The 14,499-nt window shown below is 72.0% G+C and carries 13 protein-coding genes and 1 tRNA gene; 8 read left to right on the plus strand and 6 right to left on the minus strand.

Annotation, left to right across the window (positions count from 1 at the left end; all coding sequences use genetic code 11):
- Window positions 1-46: 46 nt before the first annotated feature.
- The 4 genes from IE295_RS31155 to IE295_RS31170 all read right to left on the minus strand — a co-directional run bounded on the left by IE295_RS31155 (window position 47) and on the right by IE295_RS31170 (window position 4,500).
- Window positions 47-904: an S-methyl-5'-thioadenosine phosphorylase gene (locus IE295_RS31155; RefSeq protein WP_190067140.1), complete on the minus strand. Its 858-nt coding sequence runs from the start codon at window positions 902-904 to the stop codon at window positions 47-49.
- Between the two features lie 137 nt (window positions 905-1,041).
- A complete protein-coding gene (locus tag IE295_RS31160) occupies window positions 1,042-1,359 on the minus strand; it encodes an FmdB family zinc ribbon protein (RefSeq protein WP_190067141.1) in 318 nt (105 codons plus the stop codon).
- A gap of 66 nt (window positions 1,360-1,425) precedes the next feature.
- Window positions 1,426-2,706, minus strand: a complete 1,281-nt coding sequence (locus IE295_RS31165) for an MFS transporter (protein ID WP_190067142.1) — start codon at window positions 2,704-2,706, stop codon at window positions 1,426-1,428.
- Between the two features lie 243 nt (window positions 2,707-2,949).
- Complete coding sequence (locus IE295_RS31170) at window positions 2,950-4,500, minus strand: potassium/proton antiporter (RefSeq protein ID WP_190067162.1); 1,551 nt, start codon at window positions 4,498-4,500, stop codon at window positions 2,950-2,952.
- A gap of 237 nt (window positions 4,501-4,737) precedes the next feature.
- Between IE295_RS31170 and IE295_RS31175 the strand changes: the two genes are divergently transcribed.
- Window positions 4,738-7,677 (plus strand): penicillin acylase family protein, encoded by a 2,940-nt coding sequence (locus IE295_RS31175; protein ID WP_190067143.1) that lies wholly within the window; start codon window positions 4,738-4,740, stop codon window positions 7,675-7,677.
- 12 nt (window positions 7,678-7,689) lie between these two features.
- On the opposite strand, the gene IE295_RS31180 is transcribed toward IE295_RS31175, so the two are convergent.
- Complete coding sequence (locus IE295_RS31180; RefSeq protein WP_190067144.1) at window positions 7,690-8,301, minus strand: 5-formyltetrahydrofolate cyclo-ligase; 612 nt, start codon at window positions 8,299-8,301, stop codon at window positions 7,690-7,692.
- An 81-nt stretch (window positions 8,302-8,382) separates the two neighbouring features.
- On the opposite strand from IE295_RS31180, the gene galU reads away from it, so the two are divergent.
- The 7 genes from galU to IE295_RS31215 all read left to right on the plus strand — a co-directional run bounded on the left by galU (window position 8,383) and on the right by IE295_RS31215 (window position 13,722).
- Entirely contained in the window at window positions 8,383-9,285 is a 903-nt protein-coding gene (gene galU / locus IE295_RS31185; RefSeq protein WP_190067145.1) for a UTP--glucose-1-phosphate uridylyltransferase GalU, read from the plus strand.
- A 4-nt stretch (window positions 9,286-9,289) separates the two neighbouring features.
- A complete protein-coding gene (glp, locus tag IE295_RS31190; RefSeq protein ID WP_224323492.1) occupies window positions 9,290-10,624 on the plus strand; it encodes a molybdotransferase-like divisome protein Glp in 1,335 nt (444 codons plus the stop codon).
- Between the two features lie 64 nt (window positions 10,625-10,688).
- Window positions 10,689-11,171: a cyclic pyranopterin monophosphate synthase MoaC gene (moaC, locus tag IE295_RS31195; RefSeq protein ID WP_190067147.1), complete on the plus strand. Its 483-nt coding sequence runs from the start codon at window positions 10,689-10,691 to the stop codon at window positions 11,169-11,171.
- Window positions 11,156-11,650 carry a MogA/MoaB family molybdenum cofactor biosynthesis protein gene (locus tag IE295_RS31200; protein WP_190067148.1) on the plus strand — a complete coding sequence of 165 codons (495 nt, stop codon included), beginning with the start codon at window positions 11,156-11,158 and terminating at the stop codon, window positions 11,648-11,650. Before moaC ends, IE295_RS31200 begins: the two co-directional genes overlap by 16 nt.
- A gap of 67 nt (window positions 11,651-11,717) precedes the next feature.
- The gene (locus IE295_RS31205; protein ID WP_190067149.1) at window positions 11,718-12,332 is read left to right on the plus strand and encodes a GNAT family N-acetyltransferase; all 615 of its coding nucleotides are present in this window, start codon (window positions 11,718-11,720) and stop codon (window positions 12,330-12,332) included.
- 146 nt (window positions 12,333-12,478) lie between these two features.
- Entirely contained in the window at window positions 12,479-13,552 is a 1,074-nt protein-coding gene (sepX, locus tag IE295_RS31210) for a divisome protein SepX/GlpR (protein WP_190067150.1), read from the plus strand.
- A 96-nt stretch (window positions 13,553-13,648) separates the two neighbouring features.
- A tRNA-Ala gene (locus IE295_RS31215) sits at window positions 13,649-13,722 on the plus strand.
- A gap of 109 nt (window positions 13,723-13,831) precedes the next feature.
- Here IE295_RS31215 and IE295_RS31220 read toward each other — a convergent pair.
- Window positions 13,832-14,314: a MarR family winged helix-turn-helix transcriptional regulator gene (locus tag IE295_RS31220; RefSeq protein WP_190067151.1), complete on the minus strand. Its 483-nt coding sequence runs from the start codon at window positions 14,312-14,314 to the stop codon at window positions 13,832-13,834.
- Window positions 14,315-14,499: the final 185 nt, after the last annotated feature.

The following is a 14,499-nucleotide window of genomic DNA, read 5'->3' on the forward strand; positions in this document are numbered from 1 at the left end:
CGGTCCACAGCCCGCAACGGTTGCGGCAATCCGCACCCCGCAAGCGTTACGGCAGCTCGATGCCCAGGTCCCAGCCGTCGTGGGCGTGGGTGCACAGGCAGTCGCGGTCCTCGGTCTTCGGCAGCGCCGACACCGCGTCGAAGAGCACCTCGCGCAGCCGTCCCACGTTCTCGCCGAACACCTTCAGCACGTCCTCGTGGGTGACGCCGTCACCCGTCTCGGCCCCCGCGTCCAGGTCCGTGACCAGCGACAGCGAGGTGTAGCAGAGCCCCAGCTCGCGCGCGAGGACCGCCTCCGGGTGCCCGGTCATGCCGACCACCGACCAGCCCTGCGCCGCGTGCCAGCGCGACTCGGCGCGGGTCGAGAAGCGCGGCCCCTCGATCACCACCATCGTCCCGCCGTCCACCGGCTCCCAGCCGCGCCCGCGCGCCGCGCCCAGCGCCACCGCGCGCCCCACGGGGCAGTACGGGTCCGCGAAGGTCACGTGCACCACCTCCGGGACCGTGCCGTCGGGCAGCGGAGTCCCGTCGAAGAAGGTCTGCGTGCGGGCCTTCGTGCGGTCCACCAGCTGGTCCGGCACGAGCAGCGTCCCCGGCCCGTACTCCTCCCGCAGCCCGCCCACCGCGCACGGCCCCAGCACCTGGCGCACGCCGAGCGAGCGCAGGGCCCAGAGGTTGGCGCGGTAGTTGATGCGGTGCGGCGGAACGGTGTGGGTGCGTCCGTGGCGGGGGAGGAAGGCGACCTTCCGGCCGGCCAGTTCGCCGAGGAAGAGCGAGTCGCTCGGCGCCCCGTACGGCGTCTCCATCGTGACCTCGGTCACGTCCTCGAGGAAGGAGTAGAACCCCGATCCGCCGATGACGCCTATCTCCGCCGTGCCTGCTGATGCGCTGATCGTGTCGGCCATGCGGTCACCCTAGCGGCCCCGCTCCGCCCGCCCCCGCCTCGTCCCGGCATGCGCCGGAGCTCGTCCGGGCATACGACGGAGCCCGTCACCCCCGAAGGGGCGACGGGCTCCGGTGCACAAGGAGACGCGTCAGCGCGTCAGGCGGCCGAGCTGCTGCTCGTACCCGACGAGGCGGTGCTCGTGGAGGAAGCGCTCTTCGACGCGGAGGACGACGCGGTCGACGAGCCGGCCGACGTGGACGTCGACGACTTCGCCGCCGGGCTGCTGCTGGACGACGAGCCGCGGCTGTCGTTCCGGTAGAAGCCCGAGCCCTTGAAGACGATGCCGACCGCGGAGAACACCTTCTTCAGGCGTCCGTCGCACTGCGGGCACACGGTCAGGGCGTCATCGGTGAACTTCTGCACCGCCTCGAGGCCCTCGCCGCACTCGGTGCACTGGTACTGGTAAGTCGGCACTTGCTCCTCCTGGCACTCTCACTCAATGAGTGCTAACGATGCTCAATAGTGCAGTATTCCGGTCCGTCAGTCCACCGAAACGGGCTCACGGTGACCGACTCCACGTGCCGCGACGACCGACTCCGAGCGCGGAGTGAGCGCCTTGCGCGCCAGCAGCAGCACCACCAGGGCGATCGCCGTGCCGCCCAGCGGCACCAGGAAGCCGGTGCTCGCGTCGTGGGCGTCGATCAGCCGGCCGCCGACGGTCGCGCCGGCCGCCTGGCCCAGGCCGACGGCGCCCGTCAGCCAGGTGAACGCCTCGGTGCGGGCGTTCGCCGGGACCAGCTTCTCCACCAGCGTGTAGCCGGTGATCAGCGAGGGCGCGATGCACAGGCCCACGACCAGGCCGACGGCACCCAGCAGGAGCATGGAGTGCGCCGCCCACAGCGGGGTGGTGGCCAGCACCAGCAGGGGGTAGGCGATCAGCAGCCGGCGCTGCGGGCTGATCTTCCACGCCACGATGCCGCAGACGATGCCGGCGATCATGTTTCCGGCCGCGAAGGCGCCGTACATCAGACCGTTCAGGCCCGGCTCGCCCAGCTCCTTGGTGAAGGCGGTCATCGAGACCTGCATGCCGCCGAAGACCGTGCCGATGCCGAGCATGACGACCGCCAGCACCCGCACGCCGGGCACGGACAGCGCGGAGGCGCGCTTGTCGCCCGCCGTGCCGGGTGCCAGGCGGCTCGCCTGCGGCTGCGTACGCCGCTGCGAGGCGAAGAGCAGGCCGCCCGCCAGGGTCAGCACGGCCTCCGCGATCAGGCCGGCGGCCGGGTGGACGCCGGTGCACAGCGCGGTGGCCAGCACCGGGCCGATCACGAAGGTGAACTCGTCGGTGACGGACTCGAAGGCCGCCGCCGTGGACATCAGCGGCGAGCCCTCGAGCTTGTTCGCCCACCGGGCCCGCACCATCGGCCCGATCTGCGGGGTCGAGGCGCCGGCCGGCACGGCGGCCGCCAGCAGCGCCCACAGGGGCGCGTGCGACAGCGCGAGCACCGTCAGCAGCGAGATCGTGGCGGCGTGCACGACGACGCCGGGGATCAGCACCGCGGCCTGGCCGAAGCGGTCCGCGAGCTTGCCGCTCTGCGGCGCGAAGAGCGCCATGGCCACGCCGGCGGTCGCCGAGACGGTGCCGGCGGTGCCGTACGAGCCGGTGGTGTCGTTGACCAGCAGCAGGATGCCGATGGTCAGCATCGCGAAGGGCTGCCGGGCCAGGAAGCCGGGGAGCAGGAACGTCCAGGCGCCGCGGGTGCGCAGCAGCTGTCCGTATCCGGGGCGGGCCCCAGCGGAGTCGTTGACCGTGGATGCCACGGCCTTGGCCTTTCCGCCGCCTGGTAGCACGCTCCGGACGGGTGTCGCACGGAGCGCGCCGAGAGCTGTCCTCTCGCGCAGGACCGTGGTAGATGCCTATCCGGCCGCCTAGTGGCTCAAGGCCACGCGACCGCGGCCGCCGTGCGGTCGCGCCAGCCCTGCATCAGGCAGAGTTGGTTCGGTGTGTAGGTCAGACACGGTGCGTAACGAAGCTCCTGTTACGCACGTGAATAAGTGAATAGCTTACTTAACCGACTTCTTCTTCACCAGACCCCACTTTGCTTTCGGCTTCGCGACCGCATCGCCCACGCCGTTGCCCGTGCCCAGCCAGCCGGCCAGCTTGCCGCCCTCGCCGACCGCCCGCAGCCGCCGCTCGGTGGCGTCGCGCACCGGGTCGGTGGCCACGACCATCAGCTCGTCGCCGCGCCGCAGGACGGTCGTGGGCCCGGGTACGAAGCTCGCCCCGTCGCGCACCACCAGGGTGACGGCGGCGCCCGGGGGCAGCCGCAGCTCGGAGACCTCCACGCCGTGCATCTTCGAGCCCTCGGGGATGGCCACGGACAGCAGGTGCCCGCGCAGCCGCTCCAGCGGGGCGGACTCGATGCCCAGGTCCTCCGCCTCGTTCTCGCCGAGCCGCAGCCGGCTCGCCAGCCACGGCAGGGTCGGGCCCTGCACCAGGGTGTAGACGATCACCAGCACGAAGACGATGTTGAAGATCCGGCGGCTGTCCTGGACCCCGGCCACCATGGGGATGGTGGCCAGGACGATGGGCACCGCCCCGCGCAGCCCCGCCCAGGACAGCAGCACCTTCTCCTGCCAGGGCGTGCGGAACGGCGCCGTGCTCAGGAAGACCGACACGGGCCGGGCCACCACGGTCAGCACCAGGCCGACCACGAGCGCGGGCATGATGTCGTCGCCCAGTTCGTGCGGGGTGACCAGCAGGCCGAGCAGGACGAACATGCCGATCTGGGCGATCCAGCCGAGCCCCTCGGCGAAGCCGCGGGTGGCCGGCCAGTGCGGCAGGCGGGCGTTGCCGAGGATCAGCGCGGCGAGGTAGACGGCCAGGAAGCCGGAGCCGTGGGCGAGCGCGCCGCCCGCGTAGGCGGTGACGGCGATGGCCATCACGGCGATGGGGTAGAGGCCGGAGGCCGGCAGGGCGACGTGGCGCAGCCCGTAGGCGCCCAGCGTGCCGATCGCGAGGCCGACGGCCGCGCCGATCGCCAGCTCCAGGGCGATCCTGCCGAGCAGGACGTACCAGTCGTCGACAGGTCCGGCGGCCGAGAAGGCCACGACGAGGATGACGACGGGGGCGTCGTTGAAGCCGGACTCGGCCTCCAGGACGCCCGTCAGCCGGCCGGGCAGCGGGACGTTGCGCAGGACGGAGAAGACGGCCGCGGCGTCCGTGGAGGACACGACGGCACCGATGATCAGGGACTGGCGCCAGTCGACGCCGGCCAGGTAGTGCGCGGCGGCCGCGGTGACGCCGACGCTCACGGCGACGCCGAAGGTGGAGAGCACGGCGGCGGCCGGCAGGGAGGGTTTGATCTCCTGCCACTTCGTGCCGAGACCGCCCTCGGCGAGGATCACGACCAGGGCGGCGTAGCCGATGACCTGGGTGAGGCCGACGTCATTGAAGGAGACGCCGATGCCGTCCTGGCCGATGGCGACGCCGATGCCCAGATAGATGAGCAGACTGGGGAGCCCGCTGCGCGAGGAGACCCGTACCGCCGCCACCGCGACGAGAAGAACGAGCGAGCAGATCAGCAGGAGTTCGTTGAGGTGGTGGACAGTCAGGGGCCGGTCCCTTCACGAGGTCTTGACACGGTCTCTTCCGCCGACCGACCGGAACGTTTCGCCAGCCGATGGGAAGTTCGTTTCCTAATCTAATATTTTACGGGTTCTTGACGCGGCCGCGACGGGGAGGTCCCCGGGCCGGGCACGGGAGGCGGCACCGCGTCCGGGCCTTCGTCGCCCTGCGCCTATGGTTGCTTCCAGCATTTCCAGGACCACCCTGCCCCTCTAAGGACAGCGATGCCCGCCAACAAGAACGGCCCCGGCAAGAAGAAGAAGGGGCGACGCGCCCGCCTGCTCGTGATCACATTCGTGCTGCTGCTCGTGGCGGGCGTCGCCTTCGGCGCGTACTGGAGCGTCAGTACGGTGCGCGCCTCCTTCCCCACGACGGACGGCACCCTGAAGCTCAAGGGACTGTCGGGCGAGGTGAAGGTCGTCCGGGACGACCACGGCATCCCCCAGATCTACGCGGACAACTCCGAGGACCTCTTCCGCGCCCAGGGCTTCGTCCAGGCGCAGGACCGGTTCTGGGAGATGGACGTCCGCCGCCATCTGACGGCGGGACGGCTCTCCGAGATGTTCGGCTCCGGCCAGGTCGAGACCGACGCCTTCCTGCGCACCATGGGCTGGCGCCGGGTCGCGCAGCAGGAGTACGACACCAAGCTGTCGCCGGCCACCAAGAAGTACCTCCAGGCGTACTCCGACGGCGTCAACGCCTACCTCAAGGACCACAAGGGCAAGTCGCTCTCCGTCGAGTACGCGGCGCTGGAGTTCGAGAACGACTACAAGCCCGAGGCCTGGTCCCCGGTCGACTCCGTCGCCTGGCTCAAGGCCATGGCCTGGGACCTGCGCGGCAACATGCAGGACGAGATCGACCGGTCGCTGGCCTCCTCGCGGCTGAGCCCGCAGCAGATCGAGCAGCTGTACCCGGCGTACCCGTACGACCGGAACAAGCCGATCACCGAGGGCGGATCGGTCGATACCGCCACGAAGACGTACGACCCGAAGGGCGCCGCGGGCGCCGGCACCCAGTCCGGCGCGGGCCAGAACGCCGCGACCGGCGGCGCCGCGGCCGGCGGGCTGCGCTCCAGCCTGTCCTCGCTGTCGAGCACCCTGGAGAAGGTCCCGGCGCTGCTCGGCCCGAGCGGCAACGGCATCGGCTCCAACTCGTGGGTCGTCTCCGGCAAGTACACGACCACCGGCAAGCCGCTGCTGGCCAACGACCCGCACCTCGCGCCGCAGATGCCCTCGCTCTGGTACCAGATGGGCCTGCACTGCACCAAGACCGGCGCCCAGTGCCCGTACGACGTCGCCGGCTACACCTTCTCCGGCATGCCGGGCGTGATAATCGGCCACAACAAGGACATCGCCTGGGGCATGACCAACCTGGGCGCGGACGTCTCCGACCTCTACCTGGAGAAGGTCACCGCCGACTCCTACCTCTACGACGGCAAGCAGAAGCCGTTCGTCACCCGCAAGGAGACCATCAAGGTCGCGGGCGAGAAGAGCCGCGAGATCACCGTCCGCGAGACCAACAACGGCCCCATCGTCTCCGACCGCAACGACGAGCTCGTCAAGGTGGGCGCGAAGGCGCCCGTCAAGGACCCGGCCCCCGACCGCGCCGACGGCTACGCCGTCGCGCTGCGCTGGACCGCGCTGGACGCGGGCAAGACCATGGACGGCCTGTTCGCGCTGAACCAGGCGAACGACTTCCAGTCCTTCCGCAAGGCGGCCGCCGACTTCGACGTCCCCTCGCAGAACCTGATCTACGCCGACACCAAGGGCAACATCGGCTACCAGGCCCCGGGCCGCATCCCGGTCCGCGGCAAGGCCGGCGAGGCCAAGGGCGAGGACCAGGCGAACGGCCAGACCGGCCAGAACGGCGCCCAGACCGGCCAGAACGGCACGACCGCCCGGACCGACACCAACGGCGACGGCCGGATCGACGCCAAGGACGACGCCAAGGACGAGGCGAAGACCGACGGCAAGCCGGACGCCCAGACGCCGGTCGCCGACGGCCGCTACCCGGCCCCCGGCTGGGACCCGGCCTACCAGTGGACCGGCTGGATCCCGCAGTCCGCGCTGCCGTACGACTACAACCCCCAGCGCGGCTACATCGTCACCGCCAACCAGGCCGTCGCCGACAAGAAGTACCCCTACCTGCTCACGCAGGACTGGGGTTACGGCGCCCGCAGCCAGCGGATCAACGAGCTCATCCAGTCGAAGATCAAGGACGGCGGGAAGATCTCGACGGACGACATGCAGAAGATGCAGCTGGACAACAGCAGCGAGATCGCCAAGCTGCTGACGCCCTACCTGCTGAAGATCGACGTCAAGGGCGCCAACGAGCGCGAGACGAAGTACGTCCGCGAGGCCCAGAAGCTGCTGAAGGACTGGGACTACAACCAGGAGGCCGACTCGGCCGCCGCCGCGTACTTCAACGCGGTCTGGCGCAACACCCTCAAGCTGGCCTTCGGCAACAAGCTCCCCAAGGAGCTGCGGGTCAAGGACCAGTGCCTGCGGGTGCGGCCTGCGGACGACTCGCGTCCGCAGGAGGACCTGGACGGCAACACCCGCCTGGTCCTGGAGTGCGGCGAGCGGGAGCCCGACAACGCGCAGCCGGACGGCGGCGACCGCTGGTTCGAGGTCGTCCGCGGCATCCTCGACAAGCCCGGGGACTCCTGGTGGAAGACCAACGGCACCCGCACCAACCCGGGCGCCAAGAACCGCGACGAGCTGCTCGAGCGGGCCATGAAGGACGCGCGCTGGGAGCTCACCTCCAAGCTCGGCAAGGACGTCACGTCCTGGAGCTGGGGCCGGCTGCACCAGCTCACGCTGAAGAACCAGACCCTCGGCAAGGAGGGCCCCGGCATCGTGAAGTGGATGCTCAACCGGGGCCCCTGGAACCTCGCCGGCGGCGAGGCCGCGGTCAACGCGGCGGGCTGGAACGCGGCGGGCGGCTACGACGTGATCTGGGTGCCGTCCATGCGGATGGTCGTCAACCTCGACGACCTCGACAAGTCCCGCTGGATCAACCTCACCGGCGCCTCCGGCCACGCGTACAACGCCCACTACTACGACCAGACGGACAAGTGGGCCAAGGGCGAGCTGCTGCCGTGGGCCTTCAGCGCGGACGCGGTGAAGAAGTCGGGCGACGCGACGCTCACGCTCAAGCCGTAGCCGGCCTCGGCGCTAGCCGAAGCGGCGCACCCCGCCAGGGGTGACCACCGCGTGCACGGGGTGGTCGTGCGGTTCCTCCGGGACCCGCGCGACCACCTCGTCGTCGTAGAGGAGGACCACGCGCGCCGGATCGGCCCCGGTCCGCTCCAGGCGGGCCAGCACCCGGTCGTACGAGCCGCCGCCCCGGCCCAGCCGCAGGCCGCGCCCGTCCACCGCCAGCCCGGGCAGCAGCACGGCGTCGGCCCCGGTGACGGCGTCGGGGCCCAGGCGCTCGCCGTCGGGCTCGAGCAGGCCCTTGGAGGCGCGGACGAGGTGGTCCGCGCCCCGGTAGAGCGCCCAGTCGAGGTCGTTGTCGGGCAGCAGGACCGGCAGCAGGACGCGCACGCCCCGCGCGCGCAGCGCGTCCAGCAGCGCACGGGTGCCCGGCTCGCTCCCCACGGAGACGTAGGCGGCCACCGTCCGCGCCCCGGCGAGCTCGGGGAGCTCCAGCGCCCGCCGCCCCAGGGCGGCCTCGGCCGCCGCGATGTCATCCGAGGTCAACCCCGATCTCACGGCCAGGAGGGACCGCCGCAACCCGCTCTTATTAGGCTGGGGAGGGCCTGGAAACGCATTGCCTTCGATCATTGTTCGTACAAACTCCTCGCCTCAGGTCATACTCGGCGGAGTAACATCTTCCGCCCAAACGCAACGGATAGTGTTCGGCTCATGACTCAATCGCGCCCTCGGATCAGCAAGGCTGTCATCCCTGCCGCCGGGCTCGGAACCCGCTTTCTCCCGGCCACCAAGGCCACCCCCAAGGAGATGCTCCCGGTGGTCGACAAGCCGGCGATCCAGTATGTGGTGGAAGAGGCGGTGCACGCGGGTCTGTCCGACGTGCTCATGATCACCGGACGGAACAAGCGGCCGCTTGAGGATCATTTCGACCGCAATTACGAGCTCGAGGAAATGCTGCGCCGCAAGGGCGACGCGTCCCGGCTCGCCAGAGTCCAGGAATCCAGCGACCTGGCGACCATGCACTACGTCCGCCAGGGCGACCCCAGGGGCCTGGGCCACGCCGTGCTGTGCGCCGCCCCGCACGTCGGCGACGAGCCCTTCGCCGTCCTGCTCGGCGACGACCTGATCGACGCCCGCGACCCGCTGCTGTCCCACATGGTCGACATCCAGCGCCTGCACGGCGGCAGCGTGATCGCCCTCATGGAGGTCGACCCCGCCCAGATCGGCCTCTACGGCTGCGCGGCCGTCAAGCCCACCGACACCGAGGGCGTCGTCCAGATCACCGGCCTGGTCGAGAAGCCCGACCCCGAAGAGGCGCCCAGCAACTACGCCGTCATCGGCCGCTACGTCCTCGACCCGGCCGTCTTCGACGTGCTGCGCGAGACCGAGCCGGGCCGCGGCGGCGAGATCCAGCTCACCGACGCCCTCCAGGCGCTGGCCGCCGAGCCGGGCCTCGGCGGGCCCGTGCACGGCGTGGTCTTCAAGGGCCGCCGCTATGACACCGGGGACCGTGGCGACTATCTGCGTGCCATTGTCAGACTGGCATGCGAACGTGAGGACCTGGGGCCGGACTTCCGGGCCTGGCTTCGCAGTTACGTCACCGAGGAGATGTAGCGCTTTGAGCACCAGCACGGGCACGCCCACCGCCACCGCCGCGGACACGGACCGTCTCTGGTCGGTGGACGAGCACCTCGACGACATCCTCGGGAAGATCCGCCCGTTGGAGCCGATCGAGCTGCAACTGCTCGACGCCCAGGGCTGTGTGCTGGTCGAGGACGTCACCGTCCCCGCCGCCCTGCCCCCCTTCGACAACAGCTCCATGGACGGCTACGCGGTCCGGGTCGCCGACGTCGAGGGGGCGAGCGAGGAGTTCCCGGCGGTGCTCACCATCGTCGGCGACATCGCGGCGGGCAGCGGCGAGCTGCCGACCGTCGGCCCCGGCGAGGCCGTGCGCATCATGACCGGCGCGCCGGTGCCGCCCGGGGCGGAGGCCGTCGTGCCGGTCGAGTGGACCGACGGCGGCACGGGCGGCGGCCCGGCCGACGCGATGGCCGCCGGGCGGCCCGCCGCGGACGGCGACGGTCCCGGCCTCGGCGAGGTGCGCGTCCACCGCCCCGCCGCCGCCCGCGCCCACATCCGCGACCGCGGCAGCGACGTCGGCGCCGGCGAGATCGCCGTCCGCGCGGGCACGGTCCTCGGCCCCGCCCAGATCGGCCTCCTCGCTGCCATCGGCCGGCCCTCCGTGACCGTCCGGCCCCGGCCCCGCGTCGTCGTGGTGTCCACCGGCAGCGAGCTGGTCCCGCCCGGCGAGGCCCTGGCGCCCGGGCGGATCCACGACTCCAACAGCTTCATGCTCACCGCCTGCGCCCGCGACGCCGGCGCCATCGCGTACCGCGTCGGGGCCGTCGGTGACGAGCCCGCCACCCTGCGGTCCACCCTCGAGGACCAGCTGGTGCGCGCCGACGCGGTCGTCACCAGCGGGGGAGTGAGCGTCGGCGCGTACGACGTGGTCAAGGAGACCCTCTCCGGGCTGACCGCCGAGGAGGGGAAGGTTTCCTTCCGCCGCCTGGCCATGCAGCCCGGCAAGCCCCAGGGCTTCGGCCGCATCGGCCCCGACCGCACCCCGCTGTTCGCCCTGCCGGGCAACCCCGTCAGCGCGTACGTCTCCTTCGAGCTCTTCGTGCGGCCCGCCGTCCGGGCGCTCATGGGGCTCGCGCCCTTCGGCGACCGCCGGACCGTGCGCGCGGTGTGCCCGCAAGGGGTCGCGTCCTCGCCCCGGGGCCGCCGGCAGTACCTGCGCGGCCACTACGCCGACGGCAAGGTGACCACGGTCGGGGGAGCGGGCTCCCACCTGGTCAAGGCGCTCGCCGACGCCAACGCCCTGATCGTCGTGCCCGAGGCGGCCACCTCGCTGGCCGCGGGCGCCGAAGTGGACGTGGTCCTTCTCGACTGACCGCCCGCCCCGCCGGGTACGGTGGCTGCCCACAGGCACCACAGGGGCCCGGACCGGGAGAACGATGAGCAGCGCCCAGGAGCATCTCACCCACCTCGACGACACGGGCGCGGCCCGCATGGTCGACGTCTCCGCCAAGGAGGTCACCGCGCGCACCGCCCGCGCGAGCGGCCGGGTGCTCGTCTCCCCCCGCGTCGTGGAGCTGCTGCGCGGCGAGGGCGTCCCCAAGGGCGACGCCCTCGCCACCGCCCGCATCGCCGGGATCATGGGCGCCAAGCGCACCCCCGAGCTGATCCCGCTGTGCCACCCGCTCGCCCTCTCCGGCGTCACGGTCGACCTCGCGGTCGCCGACGACGCCGTCGAGATCCTCGCCACCGTGAAGACCACGGACCGCACGGGCGTGGAGATGGAGGCGCTGACGGCGGTCTCCGTCGCCGCGCTGACCGTGGTCGACATGGTCAAGGCCGTGGACAAGGGCGCGGTCGTCACCGACATCCGCGTCGAGGAGAAGACGGGCGGGAAGTCCGGGAAGTGGAGCCGCGCGTGAGAGCGCTCGTCGTGACGGCGTCCAACCGGGCGGCCGCGGGCGTGTACGCCGACAAGGGCGGCCCGCTGCTGGCGGCGGGGCTCGAGGCCATGGGGTTCACCGTCGACGGCCCGCGCGTGGTGCCCGACGGCGATCCCGTGGAGGCCGCCCTGCGCGAGGCGGTGGCGAGCGCGTACGACGTGGTGCTGACCACGGGCGGCACGGGCATCTCGCCCACCGACCGCACCCCCGAGGCGACCCGGCGGGTCCTGGACTACGAGATCCCGGGCATCCCCGAGGCCCTGAGGGCCGAAGGGCTGGCGAAGGTCCCCACGGCGGCGCTCTCGCGGGGCCTGGCCGGGGTCGCGGGGCGCACGCTGATCGTGAACCTGCCCGGTTCGACCGGCGGGGTACGCGACGGGCTGGCCGTGCTGGAGCGCCTGCTGGTGCACGCGGTGGAGCAGATCCACGGCGGTGACCACTCCCGCCCCTCCGCATGAGCGTCCGGCCCGAGCGACCGGCCGGTGACCGGGGTGAGCGCATGAGCGGTGTCGGGCGGGTGACCGCATGAACTTCTGGCCGGTGACGCTGACGGACGGCGATGTCGCCCTGCGCCCGATAAAGCTGCGCGACCAGCGGGCGTGGCGCGAGGTCAACCAGCGCAACCGCGACTGGCTGCGCCCCTGGGAGGCCACGATCCCCCCGCCACCGCCGGGCGTGCCCCCGGCGCAGCGACCCACGTACCGGCAGATGGTCCGGCATCTGCGCGCCGAGGCGCACGCCGGGCGCATGCTGCCGTTCGTGATCGAGTACCGCGGGCGGCTGGTGGGGCAGCTGACCGTGGCGGGGATCACCTGGGGCTCGATGTGCTCGGCCCACGTCGGCTACTGGGTGGACGAGGCCGTCGCGGGCCGGGGCGTGATGCCGACGGCCGTGGCGCTGGTGGTGGACCACTGCTTCCACCGCGTCGGGCTGCACCGCGTCGAGGTGTGCATCCGGCCGGAGAACGTGCCCAGCCGCCGGGTGGTGGAGAAACTCGGATTCCGCGAGGAGGGGCTGCGCCCCCGTTATCTCCACATCGACGGCGCCTGGCGCGACCACCTGGTCTACGCGCTGACCGCCGACGAGGTCCCGGAGGGGCTGGTGGCCCGGTGGCACCGGCGCTCCCCGGAAATAAAATAAACGTTCGAAATCGACTGTCAATTGACGGTATTCGCAGCGTTCCGGTCTCAACAATCACAAAAAAAGTTCGAGATATCAGCCGGATCGTGCGACACACCGCGCCAATTGGCGGAATCCCCCGCGCGTACCCCTCTACCGTGTGAAGGGTGAGCAGCAGCGGCCTGATCTACGCAGTCATCGTCGGGGCCTGGGCCGCCTACTTGGTGCCGATGTGGCTCCGTAGGCAGGACGAGCTCAATGAAGCCCGTCCGACGGAACGCTTCAGCACAGCCATCCGGCTTCTGTCCGGACGGGCGGGCATGGAGCGCCGTTACGCCAAGGACCTCGAGGGGCGCGCCTCCGGCGACGCCCCGGCGCCGACGGACCCCACGGGGTCCGAGCTCGGCGCGCCCGAGCCGGACGCCGCGACCGACACGGTCGCCGTCCGGTCCTTCGGCGCGCCCGCGCCCGCCGCGGAGCCGGTCCAGCAGGCCGCCCCCGCGAGCCCGGCCGCCCCGTCCGCGGCACAGAACGCCGCCGCGCAGACGGCCGCCCAGACCGCCGCCGAGCGGGCCCGCCGCTCCAAGGTCCTCGCCCGCCGCCGCCGCACCACGGTGCTGCTCTTCCTCGCCTTCACCCTCGGCGCGGTCGTCGCGGGCGTCGGCGGCCTGGCGTTCCTGTGGGCCCCGGCGGCGCCCGCGGCGCTGCTCAGCGCGTACATCGTCTATCTGCGGATCCAGGAACGCCGCCGGTTCGCCTTCACCATGGACCAGCGCCGCGCCGAACAGGCCGCCCAACGCCTGCGTGAGGGCCGTGCCCGCCCTCACGCGGCGGCGCCCGAGAGCGACGCGGCCGCCGCTGACACCGTTGTCCACCACCAGACCCCCGCGCCGCCGGCGATGCCGGACCACAGCGCGGGGCGCCGCGCCGTGGTCGAGGAGACCGACCACGCCGAGTGGGTCGACCAGCAGCGCGACCGGGGCACCGGCGAGGGCTGGGAGCCCGTGCCGGTGCCGCTGCCGACGTACGTCTCGGCCCCGGTCGCCCCGCGTGCCACCGGCGCCTCGGCGGACGCCTGGAGCTCCGCCCGCTCCAGCACCGTGGAGCCGGCCGCCGACCGCAAGCCCGCCGTCGAGGAGCGCCGCCCCGCCCGCTACCGCCGCCCCCGCCGCGAGCGCGGCCGCACGCCGCTCTTCGACCAGTACGCCGACGACGACCGCCCCCGCGCCGCCAACGAGTGACCCCGGGGGACCGGCCCGGCGCTGACCAGCGAGGGGTCGCGGGGGAGCGGATTTCCGAGCACCCCGATGGGGATGCTAGAGTTTCACTCGTTGCAAGGGCCTGTGGCGCAGTCCGGTAGCGCACCTCGTTCGCATCGAGGGGGTCAGGGGTTCAAATCCCCTCAGGTCCACAGCACATGAAAGCCCCCGTCGGGAGTATCCGACGGGGGCTTTCGCATGCCCGCCTTCCGCAGCGCCCTGCGCGTCCGCGCGGGTTCGCGCGCGGACGGCGCAACGGGCTCAGCCGGCGGTGAGGTTGCGCTCCAGGAGGGACAGCAGCCGGGAGAGTTCGGCGCGGTCGGCCTCGGTGAGGCCCGCGACCGTGCGCTCCTCGAGGTCCCGCCAGACCTGCTCCACCTCCTCGCGCAGGGCCTCGCCCGCCGGGGTGGTCTCGACGAGGACGGCCCGGCGGTCGCCGGGGTGGGCGCAGCGGCTGATCAGCCCGGCCTGCTCCAGCCGCTGGACCATGCGGGTCACGGTCGAGGGGTCGAGCTCCAGCAGCTTGATCAGTTCGGACTGGCGCTGCGGCCCGGCCTCCCACAGGCGCATCATCAGCAGCTCCTGTCCCGCGTAGAGCCCGAGGCGGCGCAGCAGGTGCCCGGCCGTGGTGCGGTGGGCCCGGGCGACGCGGGCGATGGCGTGGCTGACCTGGCCGCCGCACGCGGGGCGTGCGGAGGGGGCGGGAGAGGCGGCTGTGCCGCTCTGCGGGGCGGTGCCGGGCATGAGGTCTTCCTTCGCTGGGGAAAGGTTCCCCTCCATTATGTTGGCTGGCCAAGTAATGAGCTACAGTGGCTCCCGGCCCGATTACTTGGCTGGCCAATAACTTTTGGAGGGGACAGTTATGACCACTGCGTTTGATCCGATCGATCTGGCTGGTGTGCAGCTTTCGAACCGCATCGCGATGGCGC

Source organism: Streptomyces griseocarneus (assembly GCF_014655595.1).
GTDB lineage: Bacteria > Actinomycetota > Actinomycetes > Streptomycetales > Streptomycetaceae > Streptomyces > Streptomyces griseocarneus.

Coding starts and splice junctions, on each gene's coding strand:
- galU (WP_190067145.1), top strand. CDS start 8,383: ATGACTCAATCGCGCCCTCGGATCAGCAAGGCTGTCATCCCTGCCGCC.
- IE295_RS31205 (WP_190067149.1), top strand. CDS start 11,718: ATGAACTTCTGGCCGGTGACGCTGACGGACGGCGATGTCGCCCTGCGC.
- IE295_RS31155 (WP_190067140.1), bottom strand. CDS start 904: ATGGCCGACACGATCAGCGCATCAGCAGGCACGGCGGAGATAGGCGTC.
- IE295_RS31180 (WP_190067144.1), bottom strand. CDS start 8,301: ATGATCGAAGGCAATGCGTTTCCAGGCCCTCCCCAGCCTAATAAGAGC.
- moaC (WP_190067147.1), top strand. CDS start 10,689: ATGAGCAGCGCCCAGGAGCATCTCACCCACCTCGACGACACGGGCGCG.
- IE295_RS31175 (WP_190067143.1), top strand. CDS start 4,738: ATGCCCGCCAACAAGAACGGCCCCGGCAAGAAGAAGAAGGGGCGACGC.
- IE295_RS31220 (WP_190067151.1), bottom strand. CDS start 14,314: ATGCCCGGCACCGCCCCGCAGAGCGGCACAGCCGCCTCTCCCGCCCCC.